Genomic DNA, 25,914 nt, shown 5'->3' on the forward strand with positions numbered 1-25,914 from the left:
GCCGCACAACCGACTTTTCCGTCGCGGGCGAGCTTTTCAGGATTTTCCCAGCAAGGATCGCAGTTTTTGCTGAAATTCATTCTCCGCCGGTTCGTTCTCGCTGCCGGTGTTGAGCGATGCGCCCTGCTTGCGCGGATAGGGGTCGATGGCGAGCCCGAAATACTGTTCGGCGATTGCCCCGACATCGATCGTGTCACCGGAAAATGTCTCTGGACTGTCAGGGCCTTCCGCGTCGAGCAGGATCTCGCCGCCACCATCGAAACCCTGCCGTCCAAGCTTGGAATCCTCGGGCAGCAGCAGCGCTTCGACCGGTTCGTCGATATGCGCCTCGACAGGCTCGAGCGTGACGATGCAGGCCTGGGTGATGTCGGCTTCGACGCGACCGCTTATCTTCACGCCATTGCGCTTCCACGACGCGACCAGAAGCTCGGCGCGATAGGATTCGACCGAAATCAGCCCGTGCTCCTCGGCCAGTGCCGCACGCTGCGCGGCATCGGCCTCGATAACCAGCGGCAGGCCCTTCTGCGGCAGGCGCGTAACGTTTGCCCGGAAGGAGACCGGGCTTTGCGGGTCAACATGCTTCATTGTTCAACCTCCTTGGCGGCGGGAAAGGTCAGCGTGCCGGAGACAATCGATTCGGATGTCTGCGCGGCCAGATGACTGCGCGCGTCGGTAACATAGTTGGCCAGCAGCGATGCTTCCAGCCAGGCGCCCGCGTCGGGCCGGACATTGCGGGCAAGAGCCGCGGTCAGCCCTTCATGGTCGTTTCTTTTCAGGGCATCGTCATAGGCAGCGGTTCGGCCATAAAACATCTTTGCCAGCTTTTTCATGCGTTTGGGCACGCCCACGTCGCCAATGCCCAATTCCCGCAACGAATGGTCGACGTCGAGGAAGAACTCGTCGATCAGCACCTGGGCGACCTCTTGCGCCGCACCGCCCTCCCCGCGCAACCTGTGCTGGAACAGGAACATGTGCAGCGACAGCATCTCGAAACGGCCAAGCGGCGTGTCTGGCACATTCCAGTGGGAATAAAACACGGTCTGCCGCGCCGCCGCCACGATTTGTGCGTAAAGCGCCTCGGTGATAGCGCGGTTGGCGTAGCGTTCGCGGCCAAAAAAGCGCTGGAACATTGGGGATGGTCTCCTGGGGACCGTTTGTTGAAGTGGGCTTGTTGCATCGGCAAGCAAGCTGGTTTACCGGTTTCGCGGCCCAGCGCAAGTTGCGGCCAGCTAATGGAGTTGTTGTTGCGCGCGCTGAATTTCAAGTCGACCTTCTCGTCCAGGCCCGCCGGCGCGATCTCGCTGCTGATGATCGTTTCGGCACTGTCCGCCTGCCACACCTCCAAGATGATCGGCGACCTCAGCCCAAGTGAGACGCTGACGCAAGGTTACGTCATAGACCAGCAGGCAATCGACCTGGTGCCGGTCGGTTCGAGCCGCGAGCAGGTGCTTCTGGCGCTCGGCACGCCGTCGACGACCGCGACCTTCGACAACGAGGCCTTCTATTACATTTCGCAGACGCGCAAGCGCTACGTCGCCTTCGACAAGCCACGGCTGATTGACCAGCATGTGCTGGCGGTCTATTTCGGCGCCGATGGCCGCGTCACCCAGATCGCCAATTACGGGATGAAGGACGGCAAGATGTTCGACTTCATCTCGCGCACCACACCGACCGGCGGCAAGGACCAGAACTTCCTCAGCCAGATCATCAACGGTGCCAGCAAGCTGGCACCCAGCATTCCGGGCGGCGGCGTCTAATTCCTTTCGGCTTTCATTCCGGAAGCCTCATCATCTCAGGCGACCAAAAACCCGCGGGAGCGATCCTGCGGGTTTTTGTTATGGGGATCGGTCACCGGTGTGGCCGTGGCCAAGGAAACGCGAGCCGAGCCTGGATGAGATGCTTGCACACCACGCACTGGAGGACCCAGGCGAAGCGAAGCGCTGAAGGGTCGACGTTGTCATCGCTTCAACAAAAAACCCGCGGGATCGCTCCCGCGGGTTCTGTTTTCGAGTGGATGCTTTTGATCAGCCGTGCGCGAGCACGGCCAGCAGCAAGAGCGCGACGATGTTGGTGATCTTGATCGCCGGGTTGACGGCCGGGCCAGCGGTGTCCTTGTAGGGATCGCCGACCGTGTCGCCGGTCACCGAAGCCTTGTGCGCCTCGGAACCCTTGAGATGCTTGACGCCGTCCTTGTCGACAAAGCCGTCTTCGAAGGACTTCTTGGCGTTGTCCCAGGCACCGCCGCCAGAGGTCATCGAGATGGCGACGAACAGGCCGTTGACGATGACGCCGAGCAGCGAGGCACCAAGGGCGGCAAAGGCGGACGCCTTCGAGCCCGAGATCAGCAGCACGCCGAAATAGACGACGAGCGGCGCCAGCACCGGCAGCAGCGACGGGATGATCATTTCCCTGATTGCCGCCTTGGTCAGCAGGTCGACCGCGCGTGCGTAGTTCGGCTTCGAGGTGCCAGCCATGATGCCCGGATCCTCGCGGAACTGCTTGCGCACTTCCTCGACGATGGCGCCCGCCGCGCGGCCGACGGCCGTCATGGCGATGCCGCCGAACAGATACGGGATCAGACCGCCGAAGATCAGGCCAGCGACGACGTATGGGTTGGAGAGATCGAAGGAGATCTCGCCCATGCCCTGGAAGTAGGGATATTTGTCGCCATTGGCGGCAAAGAACTTCAGGTCGTTAGAGTAGGCGGCAAACAGCACCAGTGCGCCGAGACCGGCCGAACCGATGGCGTAACCCTTGGTCACCGCCTTGGTGGTGTTGCCGACCGCGTCGAGCGCGTCGGTGGACTGGCGCACTTCCTTGGGCAGGCCGGCCATTTCGGCAATGCCGCCGGCATTGTCGGTGACCGGGCCGAAGGCATCGAGCGCAACGATCATACCGGCAAGACCGAGCATCGTCGTGACGGCGATCGCCGTACCGAAGAGGCCGGCAAGCTGATAGGTCGAGATGATGCCGCCGACAATGACGATCGCCGGCAGCGCCGTCGATTCCAGCGAGACCGCAAGGCCCTGGATGACGTTGGTGCCGTGACCGGTGACCGACGCCTGGGCGATAGAGTTGACCGGGCGCTTGTTGGTGCCGGTGTAGTATTCGGTAATGACCACGATGAGACCGGTCACCACGAGGCCGACCAGGCCGCATATGAACAGGTTCTTGCCGGTGATGACCATGCCGGCGACGGTGCCGATCTCGCCCCAGCCGAGGGTGACATGGGTGGCGACGCCGAGGCCGACGATGGACAGCAGGCCGGTGACGATCAGGCCCTTGTAGAGTGCGCCCATGATCGAGCCGTTGGAACCGAGCTTGACGAAGAAGGTGCCGACGATCGAGGTCAGGATGCAGGCGCCGCAGATAGCGAGCGGATAAAGCATGGCTGCACCCAGAACGGCGGTACCGCCAAAGAAGATGGCAGCCAGAACCATGGTGGCGACAACGGTCACCGCATAGGTTTCGAACAGGTCAGCGGCCATGCCGGCGCAGTCGCCGACATTGTCGCCGACATTGTCGGCGATGGTGGCCGGGTTGCGCGGATCGTCTTCGGGAATACCGGCTTCGACCTTGCCGACGAGATCGCCGCCGACGTCGGCGCCCTTGGTGAAGATGCCGCCGCCGAGACGGGCGAAGATCGAGATCAGCGATGCGCCGAAGCCGAGCGAGACCAGCGAGTCGATGACGATGCGATCATTGGGCTGGAGGCCCATGAAGTGGGTCAGGATGAGGTAGTAGATCGAAACGCCGAGCAAGGCCAGGCCAGCAACCAGCATGCCGGTGATGGCGCCCGATTTGAACGCGATGTCGAGGCCGGCAGCGAGGCTGTTCGATGCGGCCTGCGCCGTACGAACATTCGCGCGAACGGAGACATGCATGCCGATGAAGCCGGCGGCGCCTGAAAGCACTGCACCGATCAGGAAGCCGATCGCGGCGGTGATGGACAGCAGCCACCAGGCGAGCACGAGGACGACGACGCCAACGATGGCGATGGTGGTGTACTGACGCGCCAGATAGGCCTGTGCGCCCTCGCGGATAGCCGCGGAGATTTCCTGCATGCGTGCATTGCCCTGATCGGCCGCAAGGACCGAACGTGTCGCCCAGATGGCGTAAAGGATTGAAAGCAGGCCGCAGGCGATGACGGCGGAAATAATTGTCATTGCCGGATTTTCCTCGATTGATGGCCCAAAAGAACCCCTCCCTGGGCCGTTGAGACAAAGACCGGATTCCGTGCACGGAATCCGCCTCTTCGCAGCGGTGTATGCGAAACAGGGCTGCGAACGTCAAGATATTGTTCGGTTTTTGCCCGGCTTTCGCCTAAATGGTTGGGGCCAAGCGGCGGCTGCCGTTAGCACTCTCCTATTAGATCGATTGAAATCGGCCTTGACGCAAGACGCGGCTACTCGGTCTCCCGGCCCATGCGGCGCGCCGTGTAGCGCTCGATCGCCGATAGACCGTCATAGATCAGCACGGCAAGGGCTGCCACGATCAGGCCGCCCTGCAGGACGAAGGCGAGATTGTTGGACAACAGCCCGGCGATGATCACTTCGCCCAGCGTTTTGGCTGCCACGGTCGAACCGATGGTCGCGGTGGCAAGACTGATCACCACCGACAGCCTGATGCCGCCGAGAATGATCGGGGCGCTGAGCGGCAGCTCGACCTTGGTGAGCCTTTGCCAACCGGTCATGCCGGCGCCGCGCGCCGCCTCGACGACATTGGCCGGCAGCGTCGTCAGGCCGGTCAGCGCATTTTCGAAGATCGGCAGCAGGCCGTAGAGAAACAGGGCGATCAGCGTCGGCTTCTCGCCGAAGCCGACCGCCGGCACGGCGAGTGCCAGCACCGCCACCGGCGGAAAGGTTTGACCGATGTTGACCAGGCTGCGCGATAGCGGCAGGAATTCGGCGCCGGCCGGCCTGGTGACCAGGATGGCAAGCGCCACCGCGACGATGGTTGCGGCCACGGTGGCGATCAGAACCGTGCGTAAATGCAGCAAGGTCAGCGTCAGCAGACTGCCCTGGTTGTAGATCACCGGCGCATTGTTTTCGGTCAGCGGCTTCAGCAGCGGCTCGAACCAGCCCGGATTGGTGACGAAGGCAACGAGCAGCACCACCAAGGCTAGCCTGAGCAGCGATGGAAGCCAGGCCTTCATGCCGGCCTCGCCGCGCGCTTCACCAGCCCGTCGACGGTCACGCGGCCAAGCGGCTTGCCGTCGGTGCCTGTGACCGGCAGCGCCGGCCGACCCGACCACAACAATTCGGCCAGCGCGTCGCGCTGGCTGGCATCGCCGGGGATCGCCTCGCCTTCGGCGGAGCCCTTCTCCACGGCATCGCGGACCCGGCCTAGCGACAGCAACCGGAATGGCCGCTCGCTGGCGCCAATCAGGGTCTCGACGAAGGCGCTTGCCGGCTTTGCCAGGATCTCGGCGGGCTTGGCGTATTGCACCAGCTTGCCGGCATCCATGACCGCGATCTTGTCGCCCATATGCACGGCCTCTTCCATGTCGTGGGTGACGAGGATGATGGTGGTGCCGAAGCGCTTCTGGATCGCCAGCAGATCCTCCTGCGCCTTGGTGCGGATGATCGGGTCGAGGGCGCCGAACGGTTCGTCCATCAACAGCACGTTGGGCTCGGCGGCGAGTGCGCGGGCAACGCCGACGCGCTGCTGCTGGCCGCCGGACAGTTCGTGCGGATAGCGCGGCCCGAAGGCTTCGGGATCGAGCTGATAGAGCGTCATCAGCTCGTCGACCCGGGCCTTGATACGGTCCTTGTCCCAGCCAAGCAGCACCGGCACGGTGGCAATGTTCTGTGCCACCGTGCGATGCGGAAACAGGCCGTGGCCCTGGATGGCGTAGCCGATGCTCCGGCGCAACTCGTAGCCGGGCAGCGAACGATTGTCGGCGCCGTCGAGCTTGATGATGCCCGAGGTCGGCTCGACCAGCCGGTTGATCATGCGCAGCAGCGTCGTCTTGCCGGAACCGGACGTGCCGACAATGACGGCGATGGTGCGCGGCTCGATGACCATCGACACGTCATCGACCACGGTCGTCGCGTCATAGCGCTTGGTGATGCCTTCGATCTCGATCATGCCGTTTCAACCCTGCGCTTGGTGGCGGTCATTTCGATCACCGCATCGAGGATGATGGCGGCGGCAAAGGCGAGCGCGACCGTCGGCACGGCGCCGAGCAGCACAAGGTCCATTGCCGTCTGACCCACACCCTGGAAGACGAACAGGCCGAAACCGCCGCCGCCGATCAGCGCGGCAATGGTGGCGAGGCCGATGTTCTGCACCAAAACGATGCGGATGCCGGTGAGGATGACAGGAAAAGCCAGCGGAAACTCGACCCCGAACAGGCGCTGCCTGTCGGTCATGCCCATGCCGCGCGCCGCGTCGTTGGCCGCGCGCGGCACGCCGGCGAGACCGACCACCGTGTTGGCCACCACCGGCAGCAGCGAGTAAAGGAACAGCGCCACAAAAGCCGGTGCGGTGCCGATGCCGCGAATGCCGAGCGCGGCAGCTCCCGGCACATGCGTGGCAACCCAGCCGAGCGGCGCGATCAAAAGGCCGAACAGCGCGATCGAGGGAATGGTCTGGATGATGTTGAGCACGTTGAGGACGCCGGCGCGCAGACTTTCGACACGATGGCAGAGAATGCCGAGTGGTAAGCCGACGATCACCGCGGCGGCCAGCGAACCGAGCGCCAGCGTCACATGCTTGGAGCCCTCCGCCCAGAAACTGTCGGCGCGGTTGAAATATTCCTTCTGGATCGACAGATTGTCCCAGCTTCCCGAAATCAACAGCAGCCCGATCGCCAAAGCCGCGACCACAAGCACGCCAACCCGCGCCAATGGCGACAGGTTCAGCCTTGTCAGCACGTCGGCGAGCAAAAGCATGAAGGCAAAGATCAGAATCCAGAAACCGGAGGCTGGCGAAACTCTGGCGAAGGTGTTGCCCGCCGGCGTGAGAAATGTTCCGGCGACACCGATCAGCAGCGCGAGCGCGGCAAGCGCCATCACGCTGGCGGCAAGGCGCAGCGCAAGCGGTGTCTTGAACAGCGCGATGAGCGCGGCGACAACGATGATGGCGAGCAGCAACGTCCCGGTCGTCACCGGCAGCGCCTCGAGAATCGAGCGCGCCTGGCCGGGGACGATGCGGTTGGCACGGAACGTGGCAAAGGGCGCGGCAAAAGCCGCGTAGGCTGATATCGCGGCGATGACCACGCCGAGCTTGTCGAAGCGGGGAGTCATGGTTGCCCCTCATGAGGGGCAATTTGCCACATCGCGCAGCTTTCTTTGGGGATTGGCGAAAACCGACGCGATATCCGATCTCCCCCCTTGCGGGGGAGATGGCCGGCAGGCCAGAGGGGGGTGTGAAGGATCGCCAACTTTCGGGTGTCGGCTTGTTCAGAAGCAACCCTGTCGAGGCACGCACCTTTGACGGGTTGGGAGGTCGGCGGGACAGCACCCCCCTCTGTCCTGCCGGACATCTCCCCCGCAAGGGGGGAGATCAGCAGCTTCCAGAGGGGGGTGCCTTGCACCGGTGTCACTGACTACTTCAAAAACCCGTTCTTCTTCAAAAAGTCCTCGGCGACGCCCTTGACCGGCTCGCCGCCGACCTGCACGCGACCGTTCAGCTCCTGCAGCGTGACGAGGTCGAGCTTGGCGAAGACCGGCTTCAGCAGCGTCTCGATCTCGGGATGTTCCTTCAGCACCGCTTCGCGGATGATCGGCGCCGGCTGGTAGACCGGCTGCACGCCCTTGTCGTCGTCGAGCACGACGAGGCCGGACGGTGCGATGCCGCCATCGGTGCCGTAGACCATGGCTGCATTGGCGCCGTTGGTCTGGTTGGCGGCCGCTGCGATGGTTGCCGCCGTGTCGCCGCCCGAAAGGGTGATCAGTTGGTCCGGCTTCAGCGTGAAGCCATAGGTGGTCTGGAAAGCCGGAAGTGCAGCCGCCGAATTGACGAACTCGGCGGAAGCCGCCAGCACCACCTGACCGCCGCCCGCGACATATTTGCCGAAGTCGGTGAGCGTGGCAAGTTTGTTGGTCTCGGCGACTTCCTTGCGCAGCGCGATCGCCCAGGTGTTGTTTGCGGGCGACGGCGACAGCCAGACGATCTTGTTGGCGTCGTAGTCGAGCTTCTTGGCCGTTTCATAGGCCTTGGCGGCGTCTTTCCAGACCGGGTCGTCGGCCTTTTCGAAGAAGAAAGCGGCGTTGCCGGTATATTCGGGATAGATGTCGATCTCGCCGGCGGTGATCGCCTTGCGCACCACCGGCGTGCCACCGAGCTGGATACGGTCCGATGTCTTGATGTTGTTGGCGTTGAGCACGAGCTGGATGATGTTGCCGAGCACGCCGCCCTCTGTGTCGATCTTGGAAGAGACAACCACCTGGGCATTGGCGGTAGCCACCGTAATGCCGAGCGCCAATGCCGCGCCGGCCAGAAACTTGACTGAAAACATTGTGAAACCCCTTGCTATGAACCGAAACGCGGTGCCGCATATGAGCATGGCTTCAACGGCCAGTCGGGGCACACGGTTTCATAACAATAGGTACAGACGCAATATTTTTGTTACGGAGCGGTAAATTCGACCGACATCGTGCTGACAGCGCCGTGTCAGGTGAAACGGCGGATGGATCAGGCTTCGGCTTTGCGCAAGCTCGTCAGCTTGAGCGCGCCGAGCGCCACGAAGCACAGGACGGTGACCGGAAAGACTATCCAGTTCAGCATCTCCCAGCCCCAGGCATTGTAGACCATGCCCGACATCAGCGAGGCGCAGGCGACGGAGCCGAACAGGACGAAGTCGTGGAAGCCTTGCACCTTGCCCTTTTCCGACGGCCGGTAGGTGGCGGCCACCATCGCGGTCGCGCCAATGAAGCCGAAGTTCCAGCCAAGGCCTAGCAGGATCAGCGACGTCCAGAACTGCCACAGCGCCAGGCCCGACAGAGCGACAATGGCGCAGCCGATGAGCAGGATCAGGCCGGTGGCCACAATGCGTTCGGCGCCAAAGCGATGGATCAGCGAGCCGGTGAAGAAGCTTGGCGCGAACATCGCCATGACGTGCCAGGAGATGCCGAGCGTCGCGTCGTTCTCCGACAGGCCGCAACCGACCATGGCCAGCGGTGCGCCCGTCATGACGAAGCTCATCAGCGCATAGCTGCCAACCGCGCAGAAAAGCGCGGCGACGAAACGCGGCTGCGTGACGATTTCAGCCAGCGGCCTGGCGTCGCTGTCGGCGATCTCCACCTTGCCGGATGCTTTCGTCGGCAGCCGCAGGAACGACAGGATGATGGCGCCGACCGCTGCCAGCGGCAGGATGGAGACGAACGAACCGGCAAACATGACCGGCGCAAGCAATTCGCGGGTGAAGATGACGATCTGCGGTCCGAGGATGGCGGTGACGATGCCGCCGGCCAGCACGAAGGAGATGGCGCGCGCCTTGAATTCAGGCGGTGCGTTGTCGGCGGCGGCGAAGCGGAACTGCTGGACGAAGGCGCCGCCGACACCGATCGTGAGCAAGCCAAAGGCAAACAGCCAGAAGCTGCCTTGAAAAAGCGCTAGCGTGGCGATCAGGCCACCGAGCGCCGTGACGATCGTGCCGGTCATGAAACCGCCGCGCTGGCCCATACTACGGATGATAGCCGCCGCAGGCAGCGCGCCGAGCGCCACGCCGATGTTGAAGCCGGTGATCGGCGCTGTCGCCAATGATTTGTCGGGACCAAGCAGATATTGCCCGGCCAGCGCCCCCACGGAGATGGCGATGGGGGCCGCCGAGCCGATGATCGCCTGCGAGGCGGCGAGGATCAAAGCGGTGCGGCGCGCCTCCTGACCAGCCTCGAAGGCGATGGCCGTCATGATGCGTCCTTGCCGCGCCCTTCGCCACGCACCCGGCGTGACACACGGTCGAGCACGGCATTGACCAGCTTCGGCTCGTCCTCCTCGTAGAAGGCCTTGGCGATGTCGACATATTCGGAGACGATGACCGCGACGGGGACATCCTCGCGCTTCGTCAACTCGTAGACGCCGGCACGCAGAATGGCACGCAGCGTCGAATCGAGCCGCGACAATGGCCAGTCCTCGGTCAGCGCCTGGCGGATGATCGGATCGATGGTCTTCTGGTTCTCGACGACACCCGCCAGAATAGCGCGAAACCATTGCGCATCGGCCTCGCGGTAGAGCGCACCGTCGACTTCCTTGCCAAGGCGAAACGCCTCGTATTCGGCGGTGATCTCGAAGACGCCGCTACCGGCCACATCCATCTGGTAGAGCGCCTGTACGGCGGCCAGACGGGCAGCACCGCGCTTGTTGGCGTGGCGCACCGCAGGCTGGCCGGGCGAAGCGGGTTCGCTCACGATCGCGCTCCCAATTGTTCTTTGAGGGCGATCATGGTCAGCGCCGCACGCGCCGCGAAACCACCCTTGTCACCCTCCGAGCGCTTGGCCCGCGTCCACGCCTGTGCGTCGTTCTCGGTGGTGAGGATGCCATTGCCTATGCAGACCGAGTCCTGCACGCTCAAATCCATGAGCGCGCGGCTGGATTCATTGGCGACAATGTCGAAATGATAGGTGTCGCCGCGGACGACGGTGCCGAGCGCGACAAAGCCGTCATAACTCGTGCCGCCTTCCGTCGCGCCGTCCAACGCGAAGGTAATCACCGCGGGGATCTCGAGCGAACCTGGAACGGTGACGACATCATAAGTCGCGCCCGCTTCATCGAGCGCGCTTGTCGCGCCATCGAGCAGCGCGTCGGCAAGGTCGTCGTGAAAGCGCGCTTCGACAATGAGCAGATGCGCCTTCGCCTTCGGACGAATGAAGGCTTTGCCGTGTTGGGATGTACCAGCCATAAAAGTCTCCGGGGAGTTGCCGGTGACTTAGGCCGAAGCCGGGTTCATCGCAAGCGGAAGATTGTCCACGTTGCCGAAGGTCCGCAGAACTTATTGGTTTCCAGTGCTCACACGCCTGTATTGTGACGGTAGCCACGCACGGTATCGCGCAGACGATCGTTCACCGATCGAGGATTGATCAAGGCTTCAACGAAGACTCTGCTGTCGTTGACGGACAGATCGAGTTGCGAGTGCTCTTCGGTGTTCACATCGGCCTGCACCTCACGCATCAACTTGTCTTCCTGCGTGGAATTCACCCTGTCCTTGGTCATCAAAGCCCCTCTTTCGTCGCCTCCACCAGCCGCGCCGCATAGCGGGCCATGGTGTCGATCTCGAGGTTGACGCGGTCGCCGACCTTGCGCTCGCCCCAGGTGGTCACGGTCAGCGAATGGTGGATCAAAAGCACGTCGAAGCGCGTGCCTTCGACCTTGTTGACGGTGAGCGAGGTGCCGTCGAGCGCGACGGAGCCCTTGGGCGCGATGAACTTCGCCAGGTCGCGCGGCGCCTCCAGCGTGAAGCGCACGGCGTCGCCCTCATCCTTGCGCTCGACGATTTCGGCCATGCCGTCGACATGGCCCGAAACGATGTGGCCGCCGAGTTCGTCGCCGATCTTCAGCGCCCGCTCCAGATTGACCTTGGTGCCGGATTTCCAGCCCGAGGCCGTCGTCAGCCTCAGCGCCTCTTCCCAAGCCTCGACCTCGAACCAGCGCGCGTTCGAGCCGCTGTCGGGCAAGGCAGTGACTGTCAGGCAAACACCGCCGCAGGAGATCGAGGCGCCGATGGCGATGGTCTGCGGATCATAGGCGGTGTCGATGCGCAGCCCCACCCCTTCCCTGAGCGGCTCGACGGAAGCGACAGTGCCGACATCGGTGACAATTCCGGTAAACATTGGTGTTGATCCCTAGAGGTCTCTTATCCACTCGGCGTAGCTGTCTTCGCCGAAACGCATGTCGCGCAGTTTGCGAAATCCTGCCGGGATATGGTCGGCGTCGATCGGCGATGCAATGCCGTCGTCGCCGATCGCTTCCGGCCCCTGGAACAGCACAACGCGGTCGACCAACCCATCGGCCAGGAAGGCGCTCGCCACCTTGGCGCCGCCCTCGACCAGCACGCTGCCCATGCCGAGCGCGGCCAGATCCTCGAGCAGTTCCGGCAGAGCGATGCCGCCCTCATGTGTTTCAGTGCCGATGAAGCGCACGCCTGCGCGTTCGAGTGCTGCCCGCCGCAGCGGATCGGCCTCCAGGCAAGCGGCGACATAGAGCGGCACCCGGTCGACGCCCGAAACCAGCTTCGAGGCCTCCGGCAACCGGATCTGGCGGTCGAGCACGATGCGGGCAGGCGAACGGTTCTCCAGCCCCGGCAAACGCACCGTCAGGGCCGGATCATCCTCAAGGGCCGTCCCGATACCAACCAGTATGCCATCCGCCTCGGCCCGCATCAGATACACTTCGCGGCGCGCGATATCTCCGGTGATCGACACCTGCCCACCGCCTTCCCTGCCGATCTTGCCGTCGCTGGAAAGCGCAAGCTTGAGAATCACTTCTGGGCGTTTTCTCAATGATCGGATCAAATAGCCGGCCATCTGCTCGGCGGCTTGCTCGGCCAACACCTTCTCGACCACCTCGACACCGGCGGCACGCAGGATCGCGTAGCCCTTGCCGGATACGCGCGAATCGGGATCGCTGGCCGCACCGACGACGCGTGCGACACCGGCATTGACCAGCGCATTGGCGCAAGGCGGCGTGCGGCCGTGATGGGCGCAAGGCTCCAGCGTGACGTAAGCGGTGGCGCCGCGCGCGAGGTCGCCGGCCTCGGCCAAGGCCTCGGTCTCGGCATGCGGGCGGCCGCCGACAGCGGTGACGCCGGTGCCGACGATCATCGGGCCATTGCCGTCATCGCGTACGATCAGCGTGCCGACGGAGGGGTTGGTCCCGGTGCGCCCGGCATTTTTTCGCGACAGTCTGAGTGCCGCCGCCATGAAGCGGCGATCAAGGGCGGCCTGTTCGCTTGCAGTCATGCTCAGCTGGCTTCCTCTTCACCCTTGATTTCGTCGCCCTTGAGCTCGCCCAGCAGTTCGTGGAAATCCTTGGCCTCGCGAAAATTGCGGTAGACCGAGGCGAAACGCACATAGGCGACATCGTCGAGCGATTTCAGCGCTTCCATGACCAGCCGGCCGACTTCTCCCGAAGCAACCTCAGTCTCGCCGGAACTTTCGAGCTGGCGCACGATACCGGTCACCGCGCGGTCGATGCGCTCGGGATCGACATTGCGTTTGCGCACGGCGATCTCCACCGAACGCAGCAGCTTGTCGCGGTCGAAGGGTACTTTGCGGCCCGATTTCTTGACCACGACGAGGTCGCGCAACTGCACGCGCTCGAAGGTGGTGAAGCGACCGCCGCAATCGGGGCAGACGCGCCGCCTGCGGATCGCCGCGCCATCCTCGGCGGGGCGCGAATCCTTCACCTGCGTATCTTCCGACTGGCAATAGGGACAGCGCATGGAGAAGCCTTTGGTTGGCGAATCTGGTGAAGCGAAAGGCTTAGAGGTTTTTGCAGCGATGGCAAAGTGTCGCCAACAGCCCCTCGCCCTTCAGAGCCCCTCGTCGCACAGAGATAGCGAGGCGCAAGCAGGATTGCCAGCCTCGCCAGGCAGCCGCACAGCGTACCGATGTCTTCAGGGAGCGACGTCGGCGGTCGGAAATCCGCATGATGTGCCGAGACTGCGATAGGCCTTGGTGAAGCCGTCCATGGATATGCTTCCGACCGGCGCGTCGCCGAAGAAGACGTCAAGCACCGATGCCCGCCGCATGGCGCGCAGGAGCGCCAGGCTGGTCTTGGCCTGATTGTCCACGGTCCAGCTGAGCCGGCCGTTGACGGCGCCATCGGAATGGAGTTTTGCGGCGACACGGCCCTTGTCGTCGTCGAAGGTGGCGGCGACGGACTTGCCGGCCGGCAGATCCTTGTTGTCGACGGCGATCGTTACGGACGGGTAGGCATCCGGCGGCAGTGCATCGCCGTTCGTGATGACGAGCGTCAAGGTACCGGGCACGCCGCCCGCGCCGATAAAGGCGGTCGAGGCAGCGCAGGTCTTGCGCAGATCCTCACCGGTGTCGACCTCGTCGACCAGGGTCGACCATCTGCCGAAAGTTTCGAGCTTGGGTGCCGCCTGGGCCGCCGCCGCCGGCTCGGCCTGAGGTGCGGGTTGCGCGGGCGCGGCTTGAGCAGGGGCGGTTTGCGCCAAGGCGATGCCGGGGAAAGGCACGGCGATCAAAGCAGCCAGAGCGCCAACGGCGCCAAGGTCGGCGAAACGAAATGGTCGCATCATCAAGGCTCCTGCCGGCCGCCCCGGCCTGCTGCAACGACGCTTGTGGTTGCAGCAGGCGGTAAGACTTCCTATCGCGTCAGCCCAGATAGGGATAGAGCGGGAAACGATCGGTCAGCGCCACGACCTTGGCCTTGACCGCAGCTTCGACAGCGGCATTGCCCTCATCGGAATTGGCGACCTTGAGACCATCCAGCACTTCGGCGATCAGCTTGCCGATCTCGCGGAATTCGGCCTGGCCGAAGCCGCGCGTGGTGCCGGCCGGGGTGCCGAGACGCACGCCCGAGGTGACGAAAGGCTTTTCCGGGTCGAACGGGATGCCGTTCTTGTTGCAGGTGATGTTGGCGCGGCCCAGCGCCGCCTCGGCGCGCTTGCCGGTGGCGTTCTTGGGCCTGAGGTCGACCAGCATGAGATGGTTGTCGGTGCCGCCGGAGACGATGTCGAGACCGGTCTCCTTGAGGCTGGAGGCCAACGCCTTGGCGTTGGCGGCAACGCTCTCGGCATAGACCTTGAAGCTTGGCTTCAGCGCTTCGCCGAAGGCCACCGCCTTGGCAGCGATGACATGCATCAGCGGGCCGCCCTGCAAGCCGGGGAACACCGCCGAATTCATCTTCTTGGCGATGTCCTCGTCATTGCACAGGATCATGCCGCCGCGCGGGCCGCGCAGCGATTTATGCGTCGTGGTGGTCACGACATGGGCATGCGGCAGCGGCGACGGGTGCACGCCGCCGGCGACGAGGCCGGCGATGTGCGCCATGTCGACCATCAGATAGGCGCCGACCGCGTCGGCGATCTCGCGAAACCGCTTCCAGTCCCAGACGCGCGAATAGGCGGTGCCGCCGGCCAGGATCAGCTTCGGCTTGGTCTCATGCGCCGTCTTCTCGATGGCGTCCATGTCGAGCAGATGGTCGTCCTGGCGCACGCCATAGGAGACGACCTTGAACCATTTGCCGCTCATGTTGACCGGCGAACCATGGGTCAGATGGCCGCCGGAATTGAGGTCGAGGCCCATGAACGTGTCGCCCGGCTGCAAGAGCGCCAGGAACACCGCCTGGTTCATCTGGCTGCCGGAGTTCGGCTGGACGTTGGCGAAGTTGCAGCCGAACAGCTTCTTGGCGCGCTCGATGGCCAGTTCCTCGGCCACATCGACGAACTGGCAGCCGCCATAATAGCGCTTGCCGGGATAGCCCTCGGCATATTTGTTGGTCATGATCGAGCCCTGCGCCTCAAGCACGGCGCGGGAAACAATGTTTTCCGAGGCGATCAGCTCGATCTCGTGGCGCTGGCGGCCGAGTTCGTTGCGGATGGCGCCAAAAATCTCCGGATCGGCATCTTCTAGCGTGGTTTCGAAGAAGGATTCGAATTTGTTCGACACTGCCGCTGCTGTTGCCATGGCCTGAAATCCTCGGGGTTCGGGGGCTGCGAAGGTTCGCCGGGCCATTAACACAGTTGTTTTCGCCCCGCCACGTTTGCGGCGCGAAATTTGCTGGCCGGTTTGCGCCAGCGAGGCAACAAGAGGCTATTTCCTCGCCTTGCGGCCTTTCAGCAGGGCCTCGGTGAGCGTGATCTCGGTAAACAACGCTTGCGACGTATGGTCGTTGATCTCGCCGCTCCGAAACATGGCGCGCACGGCTGCGCGCTCGGCCTCGATGCCGGCGAGCCGCAGTTCCAGCTCCAGCCTTCCGGATTCGCGGGCCTCGGCGCGGGCCTCATCGGCTTCGTCCGAGGCGGCGATGCGGCGCCGGTAGCCGGCGACGATGCTGTCGGCGGCGGCAAGCCTGGCGCCGGGCACCTCGCCTCCCTCATCGTCACCAACTCCAGCGATGCTCTCGATGCGTGCGATTGCCGCCTTGGCGGCGCCGACACGCGCGAGGCGCTCCTCGGCTGCGCCGGCATCCTCGCCCGGTTCGACCAGCCCCCTGGCGATCGTCGGCAGAGCGAGGCTGGCGAAGACCAGCGAACAGATGATGACGCCGGCGGCGAGGAAGATGACCAGGTCGCGCGCCGGAAACGGCGAGCCGTCCGGCATGGCGAGCGGCAGCGACAATATGCCGGCCAGCGTGATCGCGCCGCGCACGCCGGCCACCGAACCGGCAAGCCGCACGCGCAACCCGAACGGCTCCACCTTGCGCTTGCCCAGACGCGCGGCGATGCCGGCCGCGATATCGCCCACCCAGATCCACAGGAAGCGCAACGCGATCAGGCACAGCGTCAGCGCGATGACGGTCGCGATCGGCTGGATGATCGGGTGCAGGCTCATGAGTTCCGGCGGCACATGGCGGATGATGTCGGGAAGCTGCAGGCCGAGCACGATGAAGAGAGCGCCGTTGAAAACGAAGGAAAGCGTCGTCCACAGCGACATCGTCTGCATGCGCGCCGAGACACCGAGGAAGCGAAACACGCCGGAGCCGCCGGTGAGCAGGCCGGCGGTGACCGCCGCCAGGATGCCGGAAGCTCCGACATGCTCGGCGCCGAGATAGGCTATGAAGGGCAGCAGAACCATCACCAGCACCTGCGCCTCGGCCGGCACGCCGCCGATCCGGTTGAGCAGTTGCAGCAGCTTGGCGGCAACGAACAGCGCCGCCACGCCGATCAGGATGCCGATCGCCACGGCATAGAGAAAACTGAGCGAAGCCGCGGCAAGGGAAAAGCTACCGGTCAGCACCGCCGCGACGGCAAAGCGGAACATGACCAGCCCCGACGCATCGTTGAGCAGCGACTCGCCTTCCAGAATGTGCATCAGCCGCGCAGGGACGACATTTCTGTCGACGATCGAGGACACGGCCACCGCGTCGGTCGGCGACAGCACCGCGGCGAGCGCGAAAGCGACGACCAGCGGGATGCTCGGCACCAGCCAGTGCAAGGCGTAGCCGAAGCCGACGATGGTGAAGAAGACGAGCCCTATGGCAAGATCGAGGATCGGTCCGCGCAGCGCCATCAATTCACGCTTCGGCGCGCCATAGGCATCGCCGAACAGCAGCGGCGGAATGAACACCAGCAGAAACAGTTCCGGATTGACATCGACATGGATGCCGCGCACCGGCCAGGCGAGCGCGGCACCGATCGCAATCTGCAGCACCGGCAACGGTACCCGCACCAGGCGAACCAGAGCGCCGGAAAGCGCCACAAAGACGAGCACGACCAGTATGAAGACGGCGACTTCCATGATCCGGTTCCAGGCTTTCCGCCGACCATGCGCAAAGCCGGCCGATCCGTCCAGCCGCCCGTCCCGTAAAAAACGCCGCGGCACCCAATCAATAAAAAGGCCGCCTTGAGAGGCGGCCTTTTTAGATAAGAATCAAATGCTTACAGCGCAGACGTGATCTGCAGTTCGTTGTTGCCATCAAGCGCGTAGACGTCGTCGCGGAACTGCACCACGCCCGGACCGGTCGACCAGGCCGAGAGATAGAGGAAGTGAACCGGCACCGGATTGGTGACCTGGATCGGCGTGTTTTCACCGGTCTTGATCGCCGCCTCGAAATGCTGGCGATCCCAGCCGGGCGTGTCGCGCAGGATCCAGGTGACGAGGTCGCGCACATTCTGCACGCGCACGCAGCCCGAGGAATCGAAACGCAGCATCTTGCCGAACAGGCTCTGCTGCGGCGTGTCGTGCATGTAGACGCCGTCAGGGCTCGGGAAATTGATCTTCACCGACGCCATGGCGTTTTCCGAGCCGGGATCCTGGCGGAAACGGTACTTGGCGGCGTCGTCGGTCGACCAGTCCACATTCATCGGATCGACTTCGCTGCCATCGGGCGCGAACAGGCGGATGTGGCTGTTCTTGAGATAATCGGGATTTTTCCGCATCAGCGGAATGATGTCCTTGCGCACGATCGAGACGGGCGCGTTCCAGTATGGATTGACGATGATCTCGTTGATCTTGGAATTGACGATCGGCGTCTGCCGGTCGATCTTGCCGACGATCGCGGTGTGGCGAAGCACGACACGGTCGTTCTCGACCGCTTCGACCTGCGCTGCCGGAATGTCGACCAGCACGTAACGGCTGCCCAGCGTGCCGGCCTTCTCGCGCAGCCGCTGCAGATTGGTCTGCAACTGGCCGAGCCGTATCTGCGCCGAAACGTTCATCGCCGCATAGGTGTATTTGCCGAGCGCACCATCGGCAGGCAGGCCGTGGCGCAGCTGGAAGCGCTTGACCGCCGAGTCGACATAGGAATCGAAAGCCGTCGAAATGCCGGCGCTCTGCGATAGGTCGCCGGAAACCATCAGCCGCTTGCGCAACGGCACCACATCCGGGTCGTCGACGCCAAGCTGCAGCTTCTTGGTTGCGGGAACTTCGACCCAGCCACCCTGCCCGACAATGTTCTGGTATTGCCCGACCGCCTGTTCCGTGAAGGCGACGGTCTGCGGGCTGAAGATCGGCAGCGTCGAGGCCACCTTGCCGCCCTCGCTGGCGCGGGCGTCGAACTGGTCGTCCCAATTGCCGCGCGCCGAGGATTTCAGGATATCACCGATCACATCCTGCGCATTGGCGCCGCCGGCGACCACCGCTGCTGCGAGCGCGGAGGCTCCGGAGAGGAAAAAACGACGGCTGGTTCTCATGGACGTTCCAGACATTTGTAGCAGTTCGATCACTTGCTGCGTTGATCACCGGGCGATCTCGCCCGCACTGTAAAATTGGCAATCTTAACAATTAGCCAACCATGCTCCGTATCACCTTGGTGTGACAGCGCCCAGGCGCGATACGGATTGCGGGTGAACGCATGGTCTTCACACCAGCATCACTGCCACTCTCGGTTCCATTGGAATATGGCGGCAACGTGGCCTTGGCCCGCGATTTGCATCGGGCGCCGCAGCGAAATGAAAGGCCCGTGCTTTTTCGGTATCGATCGGCATCCTTGATCGCGTCAAGCAGACGGCGGTTCGGCCGCTCCACGAGACGCGCTGCCTATCCTCACGATCCCTCAGTGTGAGGTTTCAACCTTTGGGCCCGGACCTGGCTTCGCCTTCAATTCCGAACATCGTTGCAACACCTCATGCTGGGGGTAGCGCAGGACTTTGTTGTCCTCGAGTTTGAGCAGCAGCTCCCGCCTCTTGTCTGTGCTCTCGCCGTCCGTACACGTCATATCCAGGATGACGACATCCAGGCGGTTGATCTTCTGAACCTTGTCCAACGTGCAGCGGACCTCCCACATATCCATTGCTTTGTCGGTAAACGTCACTATCGAGTCATTGTTGTCACAGGGCTCGCTGCCTTCCCCAGCGAAAGAATCCTTCCACCATTCCTCGGCAAAAGCCGTTTGCGAGACCAACAAAAGCACTGCGGCAACCGAGCAAATCTTCGTGCGTTTTCCCTCACCCATAACGCGCCCCTCCAGGCCGTGACATTAGGCACTGCTGCAGCGAAAGCAAACCTGGCCGGATATTTGGGCTTTGGGATCAGGAAAAGAAAAGGCCGATGCCTCTCGGCACCGGCCCTGACTGAAGGTCGATATTTCGGCCGCGCTTCTGTGGCGCGGGCCGGATCCGATGCGACGCCTTACATCCGGTAGGCGATGGTGTCGTTCCAGAAGCGGTCGAGCCGCTGCAAAGCGCGGTTCATCTGCTTGAACTCGTCGGTGTTGATGCCGCCGACCTGTTCGATCGAGCCGACATGACGCTCGTAGAGGCCGGCAACGACCTCCGCCACCTCGTTGCCCTTCGGCGTCAGCGAGACACGGACCGAACGGCGGTCGATGCGCGAGCGCTGGTGGTTGATGAAGCCGAGATCGACCAGCTTCTTCAGATTATAGGAGACGTTGGAGCCGAGATAGTAGCCACGCGAGCGCAGCTCGCCGGCGGTCAGCTCGGAATTGCCGATATTGAACAGCAGCAGCGCCTGGATGGCATTGATGTCGGAACGGCCGTTGCGGTCGAATTCGTCCTTGATCACATCAAGCAGGCGGCGGTGCAGCCGCTCAACAAGCTGCAGCGATTCCATGTACAGGGAACGGATAGCCTCGCGGCGATCGTCGGATACGTTGGCGGTCTTCGCCGCCGGACGCGAATTGATCATTGTCTTTGCCTCTCGTTTGTCGCCCTGGTGATTTTTTGTTTTTCACCTTGATCGCGACACTATCGAATACTCATAAAATTCGACTTAAACGCTAGGGCTAACAAGAGCTTACCGGTAAGAGGTTTCGCAAGAGGCTTAACGAACGGTCACCCGAGCAAGGATAATTAACCTAAAGATTTCGGCAACGATTGCGGGGCTCATTCGAGGCGACAGCGGGGCCGCCAATGTGCTCAAGGGCTTAGTGGCGGACCGGGCGCTTATGCAGGTAGATGACGACGCGGAAGACAATGTAGAGCACCGCCACCGCCGCATGCGAGACGACAATCAGCAAGCGATGGCCGAATAGCTCGGGAAAGCCGGCATACATGACCGTCTCGGTCACCGCGCAAATGAACCAGATCACCGGGCCCCAGGACGCCAGCATCCACAGGCCGGCAGCGGCAAAGGGGAAGAACACGGCGAGCACCACCGCCGCGACCTGCCAGTGCACGGGCATCAGGTCGAACCGCCACAGCGTACCCGGATAAAAGCCGATCAACCTGATCCAGTAGAGAATGCCGAACAGCAGGCAGTAGCCCGATATGACGCGTTGGAACCAGGCGAAGATCACCTCCACCCCGGAGGGCTGCAGCACGACGCGCCTCGAGGTCACCTCGCTCATATCAAGAGTTCCCGTTCGCCGAGCGGAGCGAAATAGGCATCGACATCCGCTTCGCTAACCGCAGCGAGGCTTGCCGGCCGCCATTGCGGCTTCGAGCCCTTGTCGATGATGGCGGCGCGGATACCTTCGTAGAAATCATGGCCGGCGAGCATCCGGTTGAGGATGCGGAACTCCATTTTCATGCAGGTTTCCATGGACAGCGTCAGTCCGGCGCTGATCTGCCGCCAGGCGACGCGCAGGCTGGTCGGCGAGCGGGTGCGGATCGTCGCCAGTGTCTTTGCCGCGAACTCGTCGGCGGCGGCCGCACGCTCGAGGCTGTCGATGACGCGGTTCAGGGACGGTTGCGAAAAATGGCGGACAATCGCCTCCAGCGTCGGCCTGTCGGTTTCTCGCCTTGCCTGCACGAAGAAGCCGCGCAGCACCGATTCCGGATCGCCGGTCAGCGCCAGGCGGTCGAGGAAGCCAGCCTGGTCCTCGGCCTTGATGGTATGGGTGGCCAGCCCCGACCACAGCGCATCGCCATAGCGGATGCGATTGCCGGTCAGCGCCAGATACATGCCGAAGGAGCCGCCGAGATCAGGCAGCAGGTGGCTGGCGCCAACATCCGGAAAAAAGCCGATGCCGACCTCCGGCATGGCAAATTGGGCATTCTCGGTCATCACCCGGTGCGAGCCATGGAAGGAGATTCCGACACCACCGCCCATGACGATGCCGTCGATCAGGGCCACATAAGGTTTCCTATAACTGTTGATGCGGGCGTTGAGTCGATATTCGTCGGCGAAGAACTCGACCGGCGGTTTTCCCGCCCGGCCTGTCTCATAGACATGCAGGATATCGCCGCCGGCCGAAAAGGCCCTGCCCTCGGCCCTGACGACGACGACATCGACGCCCTGGTCGGTCTCCCAGGCGGAAAGGGCAGCGTCGAGCGCCCCGATCATGCGGTGCGTCAAGGCATTGAGCGCCTGCGGCCGCGTCAAGGTGACGACGCCGGCCCGGCCCAGATGTTCGAAGCGGATCTCGTCGCCTCCGCCAAAATCCATCGTGAAGAATCCCTCCCCCGGCCGCCGGGACTGAAGTGCTAAAGCGTGGCGCATGGGTGCGTCAATGGCGAGCACACCGGTGCAAGCTCTGGCCCGGACCAGGAGCCGGTACTAAAAATCGAGCTGCAATACTGAAAAACTGGATAGAGTTCATTGCAGCGCAGCTCTGGCGGGTCTTCGAACGGGACGATTGGTTATGACTCGATTTTCACGCTTTGCGCCGGTGGCAATTGGGCTGAGCATCTGCTTGGCTGTTCACCCTGTCATGGCGGGGACTTTGGAAGACCTCTACAGTTCGCAGACCATCGTCAACGGCAAGTACGAGAAGAACCGCCAGTCCGGCTTCAAGCGCTGTCTCGACGCGGTTCTGGTGCGGATTTCCGGTGATCAGCGCCTGCCGGCGAAACCTGAAATGACGGTATTGCGTGATAAGGCCGGCAGCTTCGTCGCTGGCTTTCGCTACCGCGACCGCATGGAAGGCATTCCCAACCATGACGATCAGGGCACGTACGATCGGCCTCATAATCTTTATTGCCAGTACAAGCCGGCTGACATCGACCCGGTGCTGGCTTCGCTCGACAGCAGGCCGTGGCTGACCGAGCGGCCACGGCTGGCGGTGTTTTTGGTGACCGAACGCGGCCCAAGGCATGCCGCGCTCGATGCCAATGACGAGCGCGGCATGCTGATGCGCGAATCCTTCAGCAATGCCGCCGCGCCACTGGCCATGCAGGTGGCTTTTCCCACGGCAGCACTGCTGTCGCAGGCCGGGCTGGACGATCAGACACTTCGCAACGCCGAGATGACCAAGCTCGACAGCATCGCGAAAAAGGCCGGTGCCGACCAGGCGCTTTCCGGCAACCTTGTCTGGAGCGACAAGGAACTGGGCTGGATCGCCGACTGGCGGCTGGCCATGGCCGGCAAGACCTACATCTGGCAGGTGCGCGGTGTCGGCTTCGACGAGGCTTTCCGTGTCGCCATCAGGGGCGCAGCACAGATTCTGTCAGGCAATGGGCAACCCGAATAGACCTCGACCGCGTCGCTGGCACAATCGTGCCGCATTGGTCAGCGGCGGGAGCTCGTGGTAAAAGGCTGCCCGAACGAGAGTATTGGCGATGAACAAATTCACCCCCGCAAAGCCCGCCGGCGCGCGCGGCGTCGACGAGATCACCGGCAGCCGCCGTCTGCGCCGCATGCGCAAGGCCGACTGGTCGCGCCGCCTCGTGCAGGAGAACCGGCTCACGGTCGACGACCTGATCTGGCCGATCTTCGTCGTCGAGGGCAAGGGTGTCCGCGAGCCGATCGCCGCCATGCCCGGCGTCTTCCGCCTGTCGATCGATCTCGCCGTCAAGGAGGCCGAACGCGCGGCAAAGCTCGGCATTCCCGCGCTCGCCACCTTCCCCAATGTCGACATCTCGCTGCGCGACCAGACCGGCTCGCACATCCTCGACCCCGACAATGTCATCAACCGCGCCACCCGCGCGATCAAGGACGCGGTGCCGGAGATCGGCATCATCACCGACGCCGCGCTCGACCCGTTCACCAGCCACGGCCATGACGGCATCCTGCGCGACGGCATCATCGTCAACGATGAGACAGTGGAACAGGTGACCGCCGCTGCCGTCATCCAGGCGGCCGCCGGCGCCGACATCATCGCGCCGTCCGACATGATGGACGGCCGCATCGGCGCCATCCGTGACGCGCTCGACGCCAACGGTTTTCAGGACGTCGCGATCATGTCCTACGCGACCAAATTCGCGTCGGCCTTCTACGGCCCCTATCGCGAGGCTGTGGGCACCGCCGGCCTGCTCAAGGGCGACAAGAAGACCTACTATATCGACCACGCCAATTCCGACGAAGCAGTGCGCGAGGCCGAACAGGACATTGCCGAGGGCGCCGACATGCTGATGGTCAAGCCCGGCCTGCCCTATCTCGACATCATCCGACGGCTGAAAGACGAGTTCCAGATGCCGACCTTCGCCTACCAGGTGTCGGGCGAATATTCGATGATCAAGGCGGCAGGCGCCAATGGCTGGATCGACGGCGAGAAGGCAATGCTGGAATCGCTGCTCGCCTTCAAGCGCGCCGGCTGCGACGGCATCTTGACCTATTTCGCGCCCGAAGTGGCGGAACTGCTGAAGGGGTGATTTCTCTTCCGGCGATGACCGGTCGCGGCAACCAATGTCGGCGAATCCGCTTCTACATCCCTACCAATTTCCGGCTCCTGGCCGGGGAATCCATAGCGGGGGTCGCTTGACCCCTAGCCTGGGCTTCGTTCGCGCTTGAAATACCGCTTGCAATTCACAATCAGTTTGATACAAAACAACTGCTTGCAAAATACAACTGGTTATCGAGGAGGCTCGCATGTCCAAACTTCGCGTCAACGCTTTCACCCTGTCGCTCGACGGCTATGGCGCCGGTCCCGATCAGGATCTGCAAAATCCTCTCGGCGTCGGTGGGGAATCCTTGCACAAGTGGTTTGTCGACACCCGCACCTTCCGAGAGATGGTGCTCGGACAAGATGGCGGCACCACCGACGTCAACGAGGCGTTCGCGGCGCGCAGCTTCGAAAATGTCGGCGCCTGGATCCTCGGCCGAAACATGTTCGGACCGATCCGCGGCGAGTGGCCTGACGACAGCTGGAAGGGCTGGTGGGGCGACAACCCGCCCTATCATGTGCCGGTTTTCGTGCTCACCCATCACAAGCGGGAACCGATCACGATGGAGGGCGGCACCACTTTCCACTTCGTCACTGACGGTATCCATTCAGCTTTTGAACAGGCTAAGGCTGCCGCTGGCGGCAAGGACGTGCGGGTCGGCGGCGGCGTCGCCACCATCCGGCAATATCTGCAGGAAAAACTGATCGACGAGATGCATCTGGCGATCGCGCCGGTGCTGCTGGGCACGGGCGAGAACCTTTTTACCGGCCTCGACATGCTCAAGCTCGGTTATGTCTGCAACGAGCAGGTGGCGACGCCGCTCGCCACGCACGTCATCATCAAGCGGGCGTAGGTGGAGAGCCAATCTCCCCCCTCGAGGGGGAGATTGCAGCTTCGTCTATCTCAATACTTCTCCGGCACGTAAAGCTCGCGCGGCAGCACTTGGCGTTCGTATTCGGGGTTGAAGACGCGCTCCGGCAGCGTGATCTCCTCGTGCGGCACCTCCTCGTAGGGCAATTGCTTGAGCAGATGGTCGATGCAGTTCAGCCGCGCGCGCTTCTTGTCGTTGCCCTCGACGATGAACCAGGGCGCTTCCGGGATGTTGGTGCGGGCGAAGGTCTCTTCCTTGGCCTTGGTGTATTGCTCCCAGCGCACGCGCGACTGCAGGTCCATCGGCGACAGTTTCCACTGCTTCATCGGATCATGGATGCGCATCAGGAAGCGCATCTGCTGTTCCTCGTCGGTGATCGAGAACCAGTATTTGACCACGGTAATGCCCGAGCGGACCAGCATGCGCTCGAACTCCGGCACGTCGTGAAAGAATTCTTCGACCTGATCGGGCTGGGCAAAGCCCATCACCCGCTCGACGCCCGAGCGGTTGTACCATGAGCGGTCGAACAGCACGATCTCGCCGCCGGCCGGCAAATGCGGGACATAGCGCTGGAAATACCATTGCGACTTTTCGCGCTCGGTCGGTGCCGGCAGTGCCACGACACGGCAGATGCGAGGGTTGAGCCGCTGGGTGATACGCTTGATGACACCGCCCTTGCCGGCCGAGTCGCGTCCCTCGAAGATCACCACCAGCTTCTTCTTGTGATAGACGACCCAGGACTGCAGCTTGATCAATTCGGACTGCAGGCTGATCAGGTCGCGAAAATATTGCATGCGATCGATCGAAGGCGGATGCGAATTCTTGTAGATCTTGGCGATCTCCATCGACAGCGCCGGCTCCGACATTTCGAGCTCATAGTCTTCGTCGAGCGTGTCGGCGAGTTCGGCTTCAAGCCAATCCCTGGCCGCAGAATTCTGTTTTAGCTCGGTCATTATCGGCTGCTCCA

27 protein-coding genes are annotated in these 25,914 nt (G+C 63.0%); 4 read left to right on the top strand and 23 right to left on the bottom strand.

Features of this window, described 5'->3' with window-relative positions; genetic code table 11:
- Positions 1 to 36: 36 nt before the first annotated feature.
- Both NKH95_RS23650 and NKH95_RS23655 read right to left on the bottom strand, forming a co-directional pair.
- Positions 37 to 585 carry a YceD family protein gene (locus tag NKH95_RS23650; protein ID WP_023810240.1) on the bottom strand — a complete coding sequence of 183 codons (549 nt, stop codon included), beginning with the start codon at positions 583 to 585 and terminating at the stop codon, positions 37 to 39.
- Positions 582 to 1,130, bottom strand: a complete 549-nt coding sequence (locus NKH95_RS23655; RefSeq protein ID WP_023810239.1) for a ubiquinol-cytochrome C chaperone family protein — start codon at positions 1,128 to 1,130, stop codon at positions 582 to 584. The genes NKH95_RS23650 and NKH95_RS23655 overlap by 4 nt, the downstream gene beginning before the upstream one ends.
- Before the next feature lie 114 nt (positions 1,131 to 1,244).
- Between NKH95_RS23655 and NKH95_RS23660 the strand changes: the two genes are divergently transcribed.
- Complete coding sequence (locus NKH95_RS23660) at positions 1,245 to 1,757, top strand: outer membrane protein assembly factor BamE (protein ID WP_023810238.1); 513 nt, start codon at positions 1,245 to 1,247, stop codon at positions 1,755 to 1,757.
- 267 nt (positions 1,758 to 2,024) lie between these two features.
- Here the strand turns inward: NKH95_RS23660 and NKH95_RS23665 are convergent, their stop codons facing one another.
- From NKH95_RS23665 to NKH95_RS23760, 20 genes are all read right to left on the bottom strand, one after another.
- Positions 2,025 to 4,166: a sodium-translocating pyrophosphatase gene (locus tag NKH95_RS23665; protein WP_128305721.1), complete on the bottom strand. Its 2,142-nt coding sequence runs from the start codon at positions 4,164 to 4,166 to the stop codon at positions 2,025 to 2,027.
- Between the two features lie 239 nt (positions 4,167 to 4,405).
- Positions 4,406 to 5,155 carry an ABC transporter permease gene (locus NKH95_RS23670; protein ID WP_128305720.1) on the bottom strand — a complete coding sequence of 250 codons (750 nt, stop codon included), beginning with the start codon at positions 5,153 to 5,155 and terminating at the stop codon, positions 4,406 to 4,408.
- Positions 5,152 to 6,090 (bottom strand): ABC transporter ATP-binding protein, encoded by a 939-nt coding sequence (locus NKH95_RS23675; protein WP_352893368.1) that lies wholly within the window; start codon positions 6,088 to 6,090, stop codon positions 5,152 to 5,154. The genes NKH95_RS23670 and NKH95_RS23675 overlap by 4 nt, the downstream gene beginning before the upstream one ends.
- Positions 6,087 to 7,250: an ABC transporter permease gene (locus NKH95_RS23680; RefSeq protein WP_352798869.1), complete on the bottom strand. Its 1,164-nt coding sequence runs from the start codon at positions 7,248 to 7,250 to the stop codon at positions 6,087 to 6,089. The genes NKH95_RS23675 and NKH95_RS23680 overlap by 4 nt, the downstream gene beginning before the upstream one ends.
- Before the next feature lie 302 nt (positions 7,251 to 7,552).
- Complete coding sequence (osmF, locus tag NKH95_RS23685) at positions 7,553 to 8,464, bottom strand: glycine betaine ABC transporter substrate-binding protein OsmF (protein WP_128305719.1); 912 nt, start codon at positions 8,462 to 8,464, stop codon at positions 7,553 to 7,555.
- 176 nt (positions 8,465 to 8,640) lie between these two features.
- Positions 8,641 to 9,858, bottom strand: coding sequence for an MFS transporter (locus NKH95_RS23690; RefSeq protein WP_128305718.1), 1,218 nt, complete (start codon positions 9,856 to 9,858; stop codon positions 8,641 to 8,643).
- Positions 9,855 to 10,355, bottom strand: a complete 501-nt coding sequence (nusB, locus tag NKH95_RS23695; RefSeq protein WP_352798867.1) for a transcription antitermination factor NusB — start codon at positions 10,353 to 10,355, stop codon at positions 9,855 to 9,857. Before nusB ends, NKH95_RS23690 begins: the two co-directional genes overlap by 4 nt.
- On the bottom strand, positions 10,352 to 10,846 hold the full coding sequence (gene ribH, locus NKH95_RS23700; protein WP_128305717.1) for a 6,7-dimethyl-8-ribityllumazine synthase: 495 nt from the start codon (positions 10,844 to 10,846) through the stop codon (positions 10,352 to 10,354). Before ribH ends, nusB begins: the two co-directional genes overlap by 4 nt.
- A 107-nt stretch (positions 10,847 to 10,953) precedes the next feature.
- On the bottom strand, positions 10,954 to 11,157 hold the full coding sequence (locus tag NKH95_RS23705) for a type II toxin -antitoxin system TacA 1-like antitoxin (protein ID WP_023810230.1): 204 nt from the start codon (positions 11,155 to 11,157) through the stop codon (positions 10,954 to 10,956).
- Complete coding sequence (locus NKH95_RS23710; RefSeq protein ID WP_023810229.1) at positions 11,157 to 11,774, bottom strand: riboflavin synthase; 618 nt, start codon at positions 11,772 to 11,774, stop codon at positions 11,157 to 11,159. Before NKH95_RS23710 ends, NKH95_RS23705 begins: the two co-directional genes overlap by 1 nt.
- 12 nt (positions 11,775 to 11,786) lie before the next feature.
- Entirely contained in the window at positions 11,787 to 12,902 is a 1,116-nt protein-coding gene (gene ribD, locus NKH95_RS23715) for a bifunctional diaminohydroxyphosphoribosylaminopyrimidine deaminase/5-amino-6-(5-phosphoribosylamino)uracil reductase RibD (protein WP_352798866.1), read from the bottom strand.
- A gap of 2 nt (positions 12,903 to 12,904) precedes the next feature.
- A complete protein-coding gene (gene nrdR / locus NKH95_RS23720) occupies positions 12,905 to 13,384 on the bottom strand; it encodes a transcriptional regulator NrdR (RefSeq protein WP_023810227.1) in 480 nt (159 codons plus the stop codon).
- A 174-nt stretch (positions 13,385 to 13,558) separates the two neighbouring features.
- Complete coding sequence (locus NKH95_RS23725) at positions 13,559 to 14,209, bottom strand: hypothetical protein (RefSeq protein ID WP_352798865.1); 651 nt, start codon at positions 14,207 to 14,209, stop codon at positions 13,559 to 13,561.
- A 76-nt stretch (positions 14,210 to 14,285) separates the two neighbouring features.
- Complete coding sequence (gene glyA / locus NKH95_RS23730) at positions 14,286 to 15,599, bottom strand: serine hydroxymethyltransferase (protein WP_292700113.1); 1,314 nt, start codon at positions 15,597 to 15,599, stop codon at positions 14,286 to 14,288.
- Between the two features lie 126 nt (positions 15,600 to 15,725).
- Positions 15,726 to 17,372 (bottom strand): Na+/H+ antiporter, encoded by a 1,647-nt coding sequence (locus NKH95_RS23735; RefSeq protein ID WP_352798864.1) that lies wholly within the window; start codon positions 17,370 to 17,372, stop codon positions 15,726 to 15,728.
- A gap of 140 nt (positions 17,373 to 17,512) precedes the next feature.
- A complete protein-coding gene (locus tag NKH95_RS23740) occupies positions 17,513 to 18,766 on the bottom strand; it encodes a L,D-transpeptidase family protein (RefSeq protein ID WP_023810224.1) in 1,254 nt (417 codons plus the stop codon).
- A gap of 362 nt (positions 18,767 to 19,128) precedes the next feature.
- The gene (locus NKH95_RS23745) at positions 19,129 to 19,527 is read right to left on the bottom strand and encodes a hypothetical protein (protein ID WP_352893372.1); all 399 of its coding nucleotides are present in this window, start codon (positions 19,525 to 19,527) and stop codon (positions 19,129 to 19,131) included.
- Positions 19,528 to 19,703: 176 nt separating this feature from the next.
- A complete protein-coding gene (gene ldtR, locus NKH95_RS23750) occupies positions 19,704 to 20,219 on the bottom strand; it encodes a transcriptional regulator LdtR (protein ID WP_008875359.1) in 516 nt (171 codons plus the stop codon).
- Between the two features lie 238 nt (positions 20,220 to 20,457).
- Positions 20,458 to 20,880 (bottom strand): DUF6163 family protein, encoded by a 423-nt coding sequence (locus tag NKH95_RS23755; RefSeq protein ID WP_352798863.1) that lies wholly within the window; start codon positions 20,878 to 20,880, stop codon positions 20,458 to 20,460.
- Positions 20,877 to 21,920, bottom strand: a complete 1,044-nt coding sequence (locus NKH95_RS23760; protein ID WP_023810221.1) for an enoyl-CoA hydratase/isomerase family protein — start codon at positions 21,918 to 21,920, stop codon at positions 20,877 to 20,879. The genes NKH95_RS23755 and NKH95_RS23760 overlap by 4 nt, the downstream gene beginning before the upstream one ends.
- 247 nt (positions 21,921 to 22,167) lie before the next feature.
- Here NKH95_RS23760 and NKH95_RS23765 point away from each other — a divergent pair, with 247 nt between their 5' ends.
- The 3 genes from NKH95_RS23765 to NKH95_RS23775 all read left to right on the top strand — a co-directional run bounded on the left by NKH95_RS23765 (position 22,168) and on the right by NKH95_RS23775 (position 24,929).
- Entirely contained in the window at positions 22,168 to 22,944 is a 777-nt protein-coding gene (locus tag NKH95_RS23765) for a DUF8605 domain-containing protein (RefSeq protein WP_352442542.1), read from the top strand.
- Positions 22,945 to 23,032: 88 nt separating this feature from the next.
- Positions 23,033 to 24,064, top strand: a complete 1,032-nt coding sequence (hemB, locus tag NKH95_RS23770) for a porphobilinogen synthase (RefSeq protein WP_352442541.1) — start codon at positions 23,033 to 23,035, stop codon at positions 24,062 to 24,064.
- Positions 24,065 to 24,281: 217 nt separating this feature from the next.
- Positions 24,282 to 24,929: a dihydrofolate reductase family protein gene (locus NKH95_RS23775; RefSeq protein WP_352893375.1), complete on the top strand. Its 648-nt coding sequence runs from the start codon at positions 24,282 to 24,284 to the stop codon at positions 24,927 to 24,929.
- 50 nt (positions 24,930 to 24,979) lie between these two features.
- On the opposite strand, the gene ppk2 is transcribed toward NKH95_RS23775, so the two are convergent.
- Positions 24,980 to 25,900 carry a polyphosphate kinase 2 gene (gene ppk2 / locus NKH95_RS23780; RefSeq protein WP_352442538.1) on the bottom strand — a complete coding sequence of 307 codons (921 nt, stop codon included), beginning with the start codon at positions 25,898 to 25,900 and terminating at the stop codon, positions 24,980 to 24,982.
- Positions 25,901 to 25,914 lie beyond the last annotated feature (14 nt).

Origin of the sequence: Mesorhizobium sp. M0848 (genome assembly GCF_040319805.1) — a bacterium.
In the GTDB taxonomy this organism is placed as follows: Bacteria; Pseudomonadota; Alphaproteobacteria; order Rhizobiales; family Rhizobiaceae; genus Mesorhizobium.

Excerpts from the sequence above, each read along its gene's own strand:
- ribH (WP_128305717.1), bottom strand. The coding sequence starts at position 10,846 with ATGGCTGGTACATCCCAACACGGCAAAGCCTTCATTCGTCCGAAGGCG.
- NKH95_RS23725 (WP_352798865.1), bottom strand. The coding sequence starts at position 14,209 with ATGATGCGACCATTTCGTTTCGCCGACCTTGGCGCCGTTGGCGCTCTG.
- nrdR (WP_023810227.1), bottom strand. The coding sequence starts at position 13,384 with ATGCGCTGTCCCTATTGCCAGTCGGAAGATACGCAGGTGAAGGATTCG.
- ppk2 (WP_352442538.1), bottom strand. The coding sequence starts at position 25,900 with ATGACCGAGCTAAAACAGAATTCTGCGGCCAGGGATTGGCTTGAAGCC.
- NKH95_RS23690 (WP_128305718.1), bottom strand. The coding sequence starts at position 9,858 with ATGACGGCCATCGCCTTCGAGGCTGGTCAGGAGGCGCGCCGCACCGCT.
- hemB (WP_352442541.1), top strand. The coding sequence starts at position 23,033 with ATGAACAAATTCACCCCCGCAAAGCCCGCCGGCGCGCGCGGCGTCGAC.
- glyA (WP_292700113.1), bottom strand. The coding sequence starts at position 15,599 with ATGGCAACAGCAGCGGCAGTGTCGAACAAATTCGAATCCTTCTTCGAA.
- NKH95_RS23680 (WP_352798869.1), bottom strand. The coding sequence starts at position 7,250 with ATGACTCCCCGCTTCGACAAGCTCGGCGTGGTCATCGCCGCGATATCA.
- NKH95_RS23705 (WP_023810230.1), bottom strand. The coding sequence starts at position 11,157 with ATGACCAAGGACAGGGTGAATTCCACGCAGGAAGACAAGTTGATGCGT.
- ldtR (WP_008875359.1), bottom strand. The coding sequence starts at position 20,219 with ATGATCAATTCGCGTCCGGCGGCGAAGACCGCCAACGTATCCGACGAT.
- NKH95_RS23775 (WP_352893375.1), top strand. The coding sequence starts at position 24,282 with ATGTCCAAACTTCGCGTCAACGCTTTCACCCTGTCGCTCGACGGCTAT.
- NKH95_RS23735 (WP_352798864.1), bottom strand. The coding sequence starts at position 17,372 with ATGGAAGTCGCCGTCTTCATACTGGTCGTGCTCGTCTTTGTGGCGCTT.
- osmF (WP_128305719.1), bottom strand. The coding sequence starts at position 8,464 with ATGTTTTCAGTCAAGTTTCTGGCCGGCGCGGCATTGGCGCTCGGCATT.
- NKH95_RS23655 (WP_023810239.1), bottom strand. The coding sequence starts at position 1,130 with ATGTTCCAGCGCTTTTTTGGCCGCGAACGCTACGCCAACCGCGCTATC.
- NKH95_RS23710 (WP_023810229.1), bottom strand. The coding sequence starts at position 11,774 with ATGTTTACCGGAATTGTCACCGATGTCGGCACTGTCGCTTCCGTCGAG.
- NKH95_RS23760 (WP_023810221.1), bottom strand. The coding sequence starts at position 21,920 with ATGGATTTTGGCGGAGGCGACGAGATCCGCTTCGAACATCTGGGCCGG.
- NKH95_RS23740 (WP_023810224.1), bottom strand. The coding sequence starts at position 18,766 with ATGAGAACCAGCCGTCGTTTTTTCCTCTCCGGAGCCTCCGCGCTCGCA.
- NKH95_RS23745 (WP_352893372.1), bottom strand. The coding sequence starts at position 19,527 with ATGGGTGAGGGAAAACGCACGAAGATTTGCTCGGTTGCCGCAGTGCTT.
- NKH95_RS23670 (WP_128305720.1), bottom strand. The coding sequence starts at position 5,155 with ATGAAGGCCTGGCTTCCATCGCTGCTCAGGCTAGCCTTGGTGGTGCTG.
- NKH95_RS23675 (WP_352893368.1), bottom strand. The coding sequence starts at position 6,090 with ATGATCGAGATCGAAGGCATCACCAAGCGCTATGACGCGACGACCGTG.
- NKH95_RS23665 (WP_128305721.1), bottom strand. The coding sequence starts at position 4,166 with ATGACAATTATTTCCGCCGTCATCGCCTGCGGCCTGCTTTCAATCCTT.
- ribD (WP_352798866.1), bottom strand. The coding sequence starts at position 12,902 with ATGACTGCAAGCGAACAGGCCGCCCTTGATCGCCGCTTCATGGCGGCG.
- NKH95_RS23650 (WP_023810240.1), bottom strand. The coding sequence starts at position 585 with ATGAAGCATGTTGACCCGCAAAGCCCGGTCTCCTTCCGGGCAAACGTT.
- NKH95_RS23755 (WP_352798863.1), bottom strand. The coding sequence starts at position 20,880 with ATGAGCGAGGTGACCTCGAGGCGCGTCGTGCTGCAGCCCTCCGGGGTG.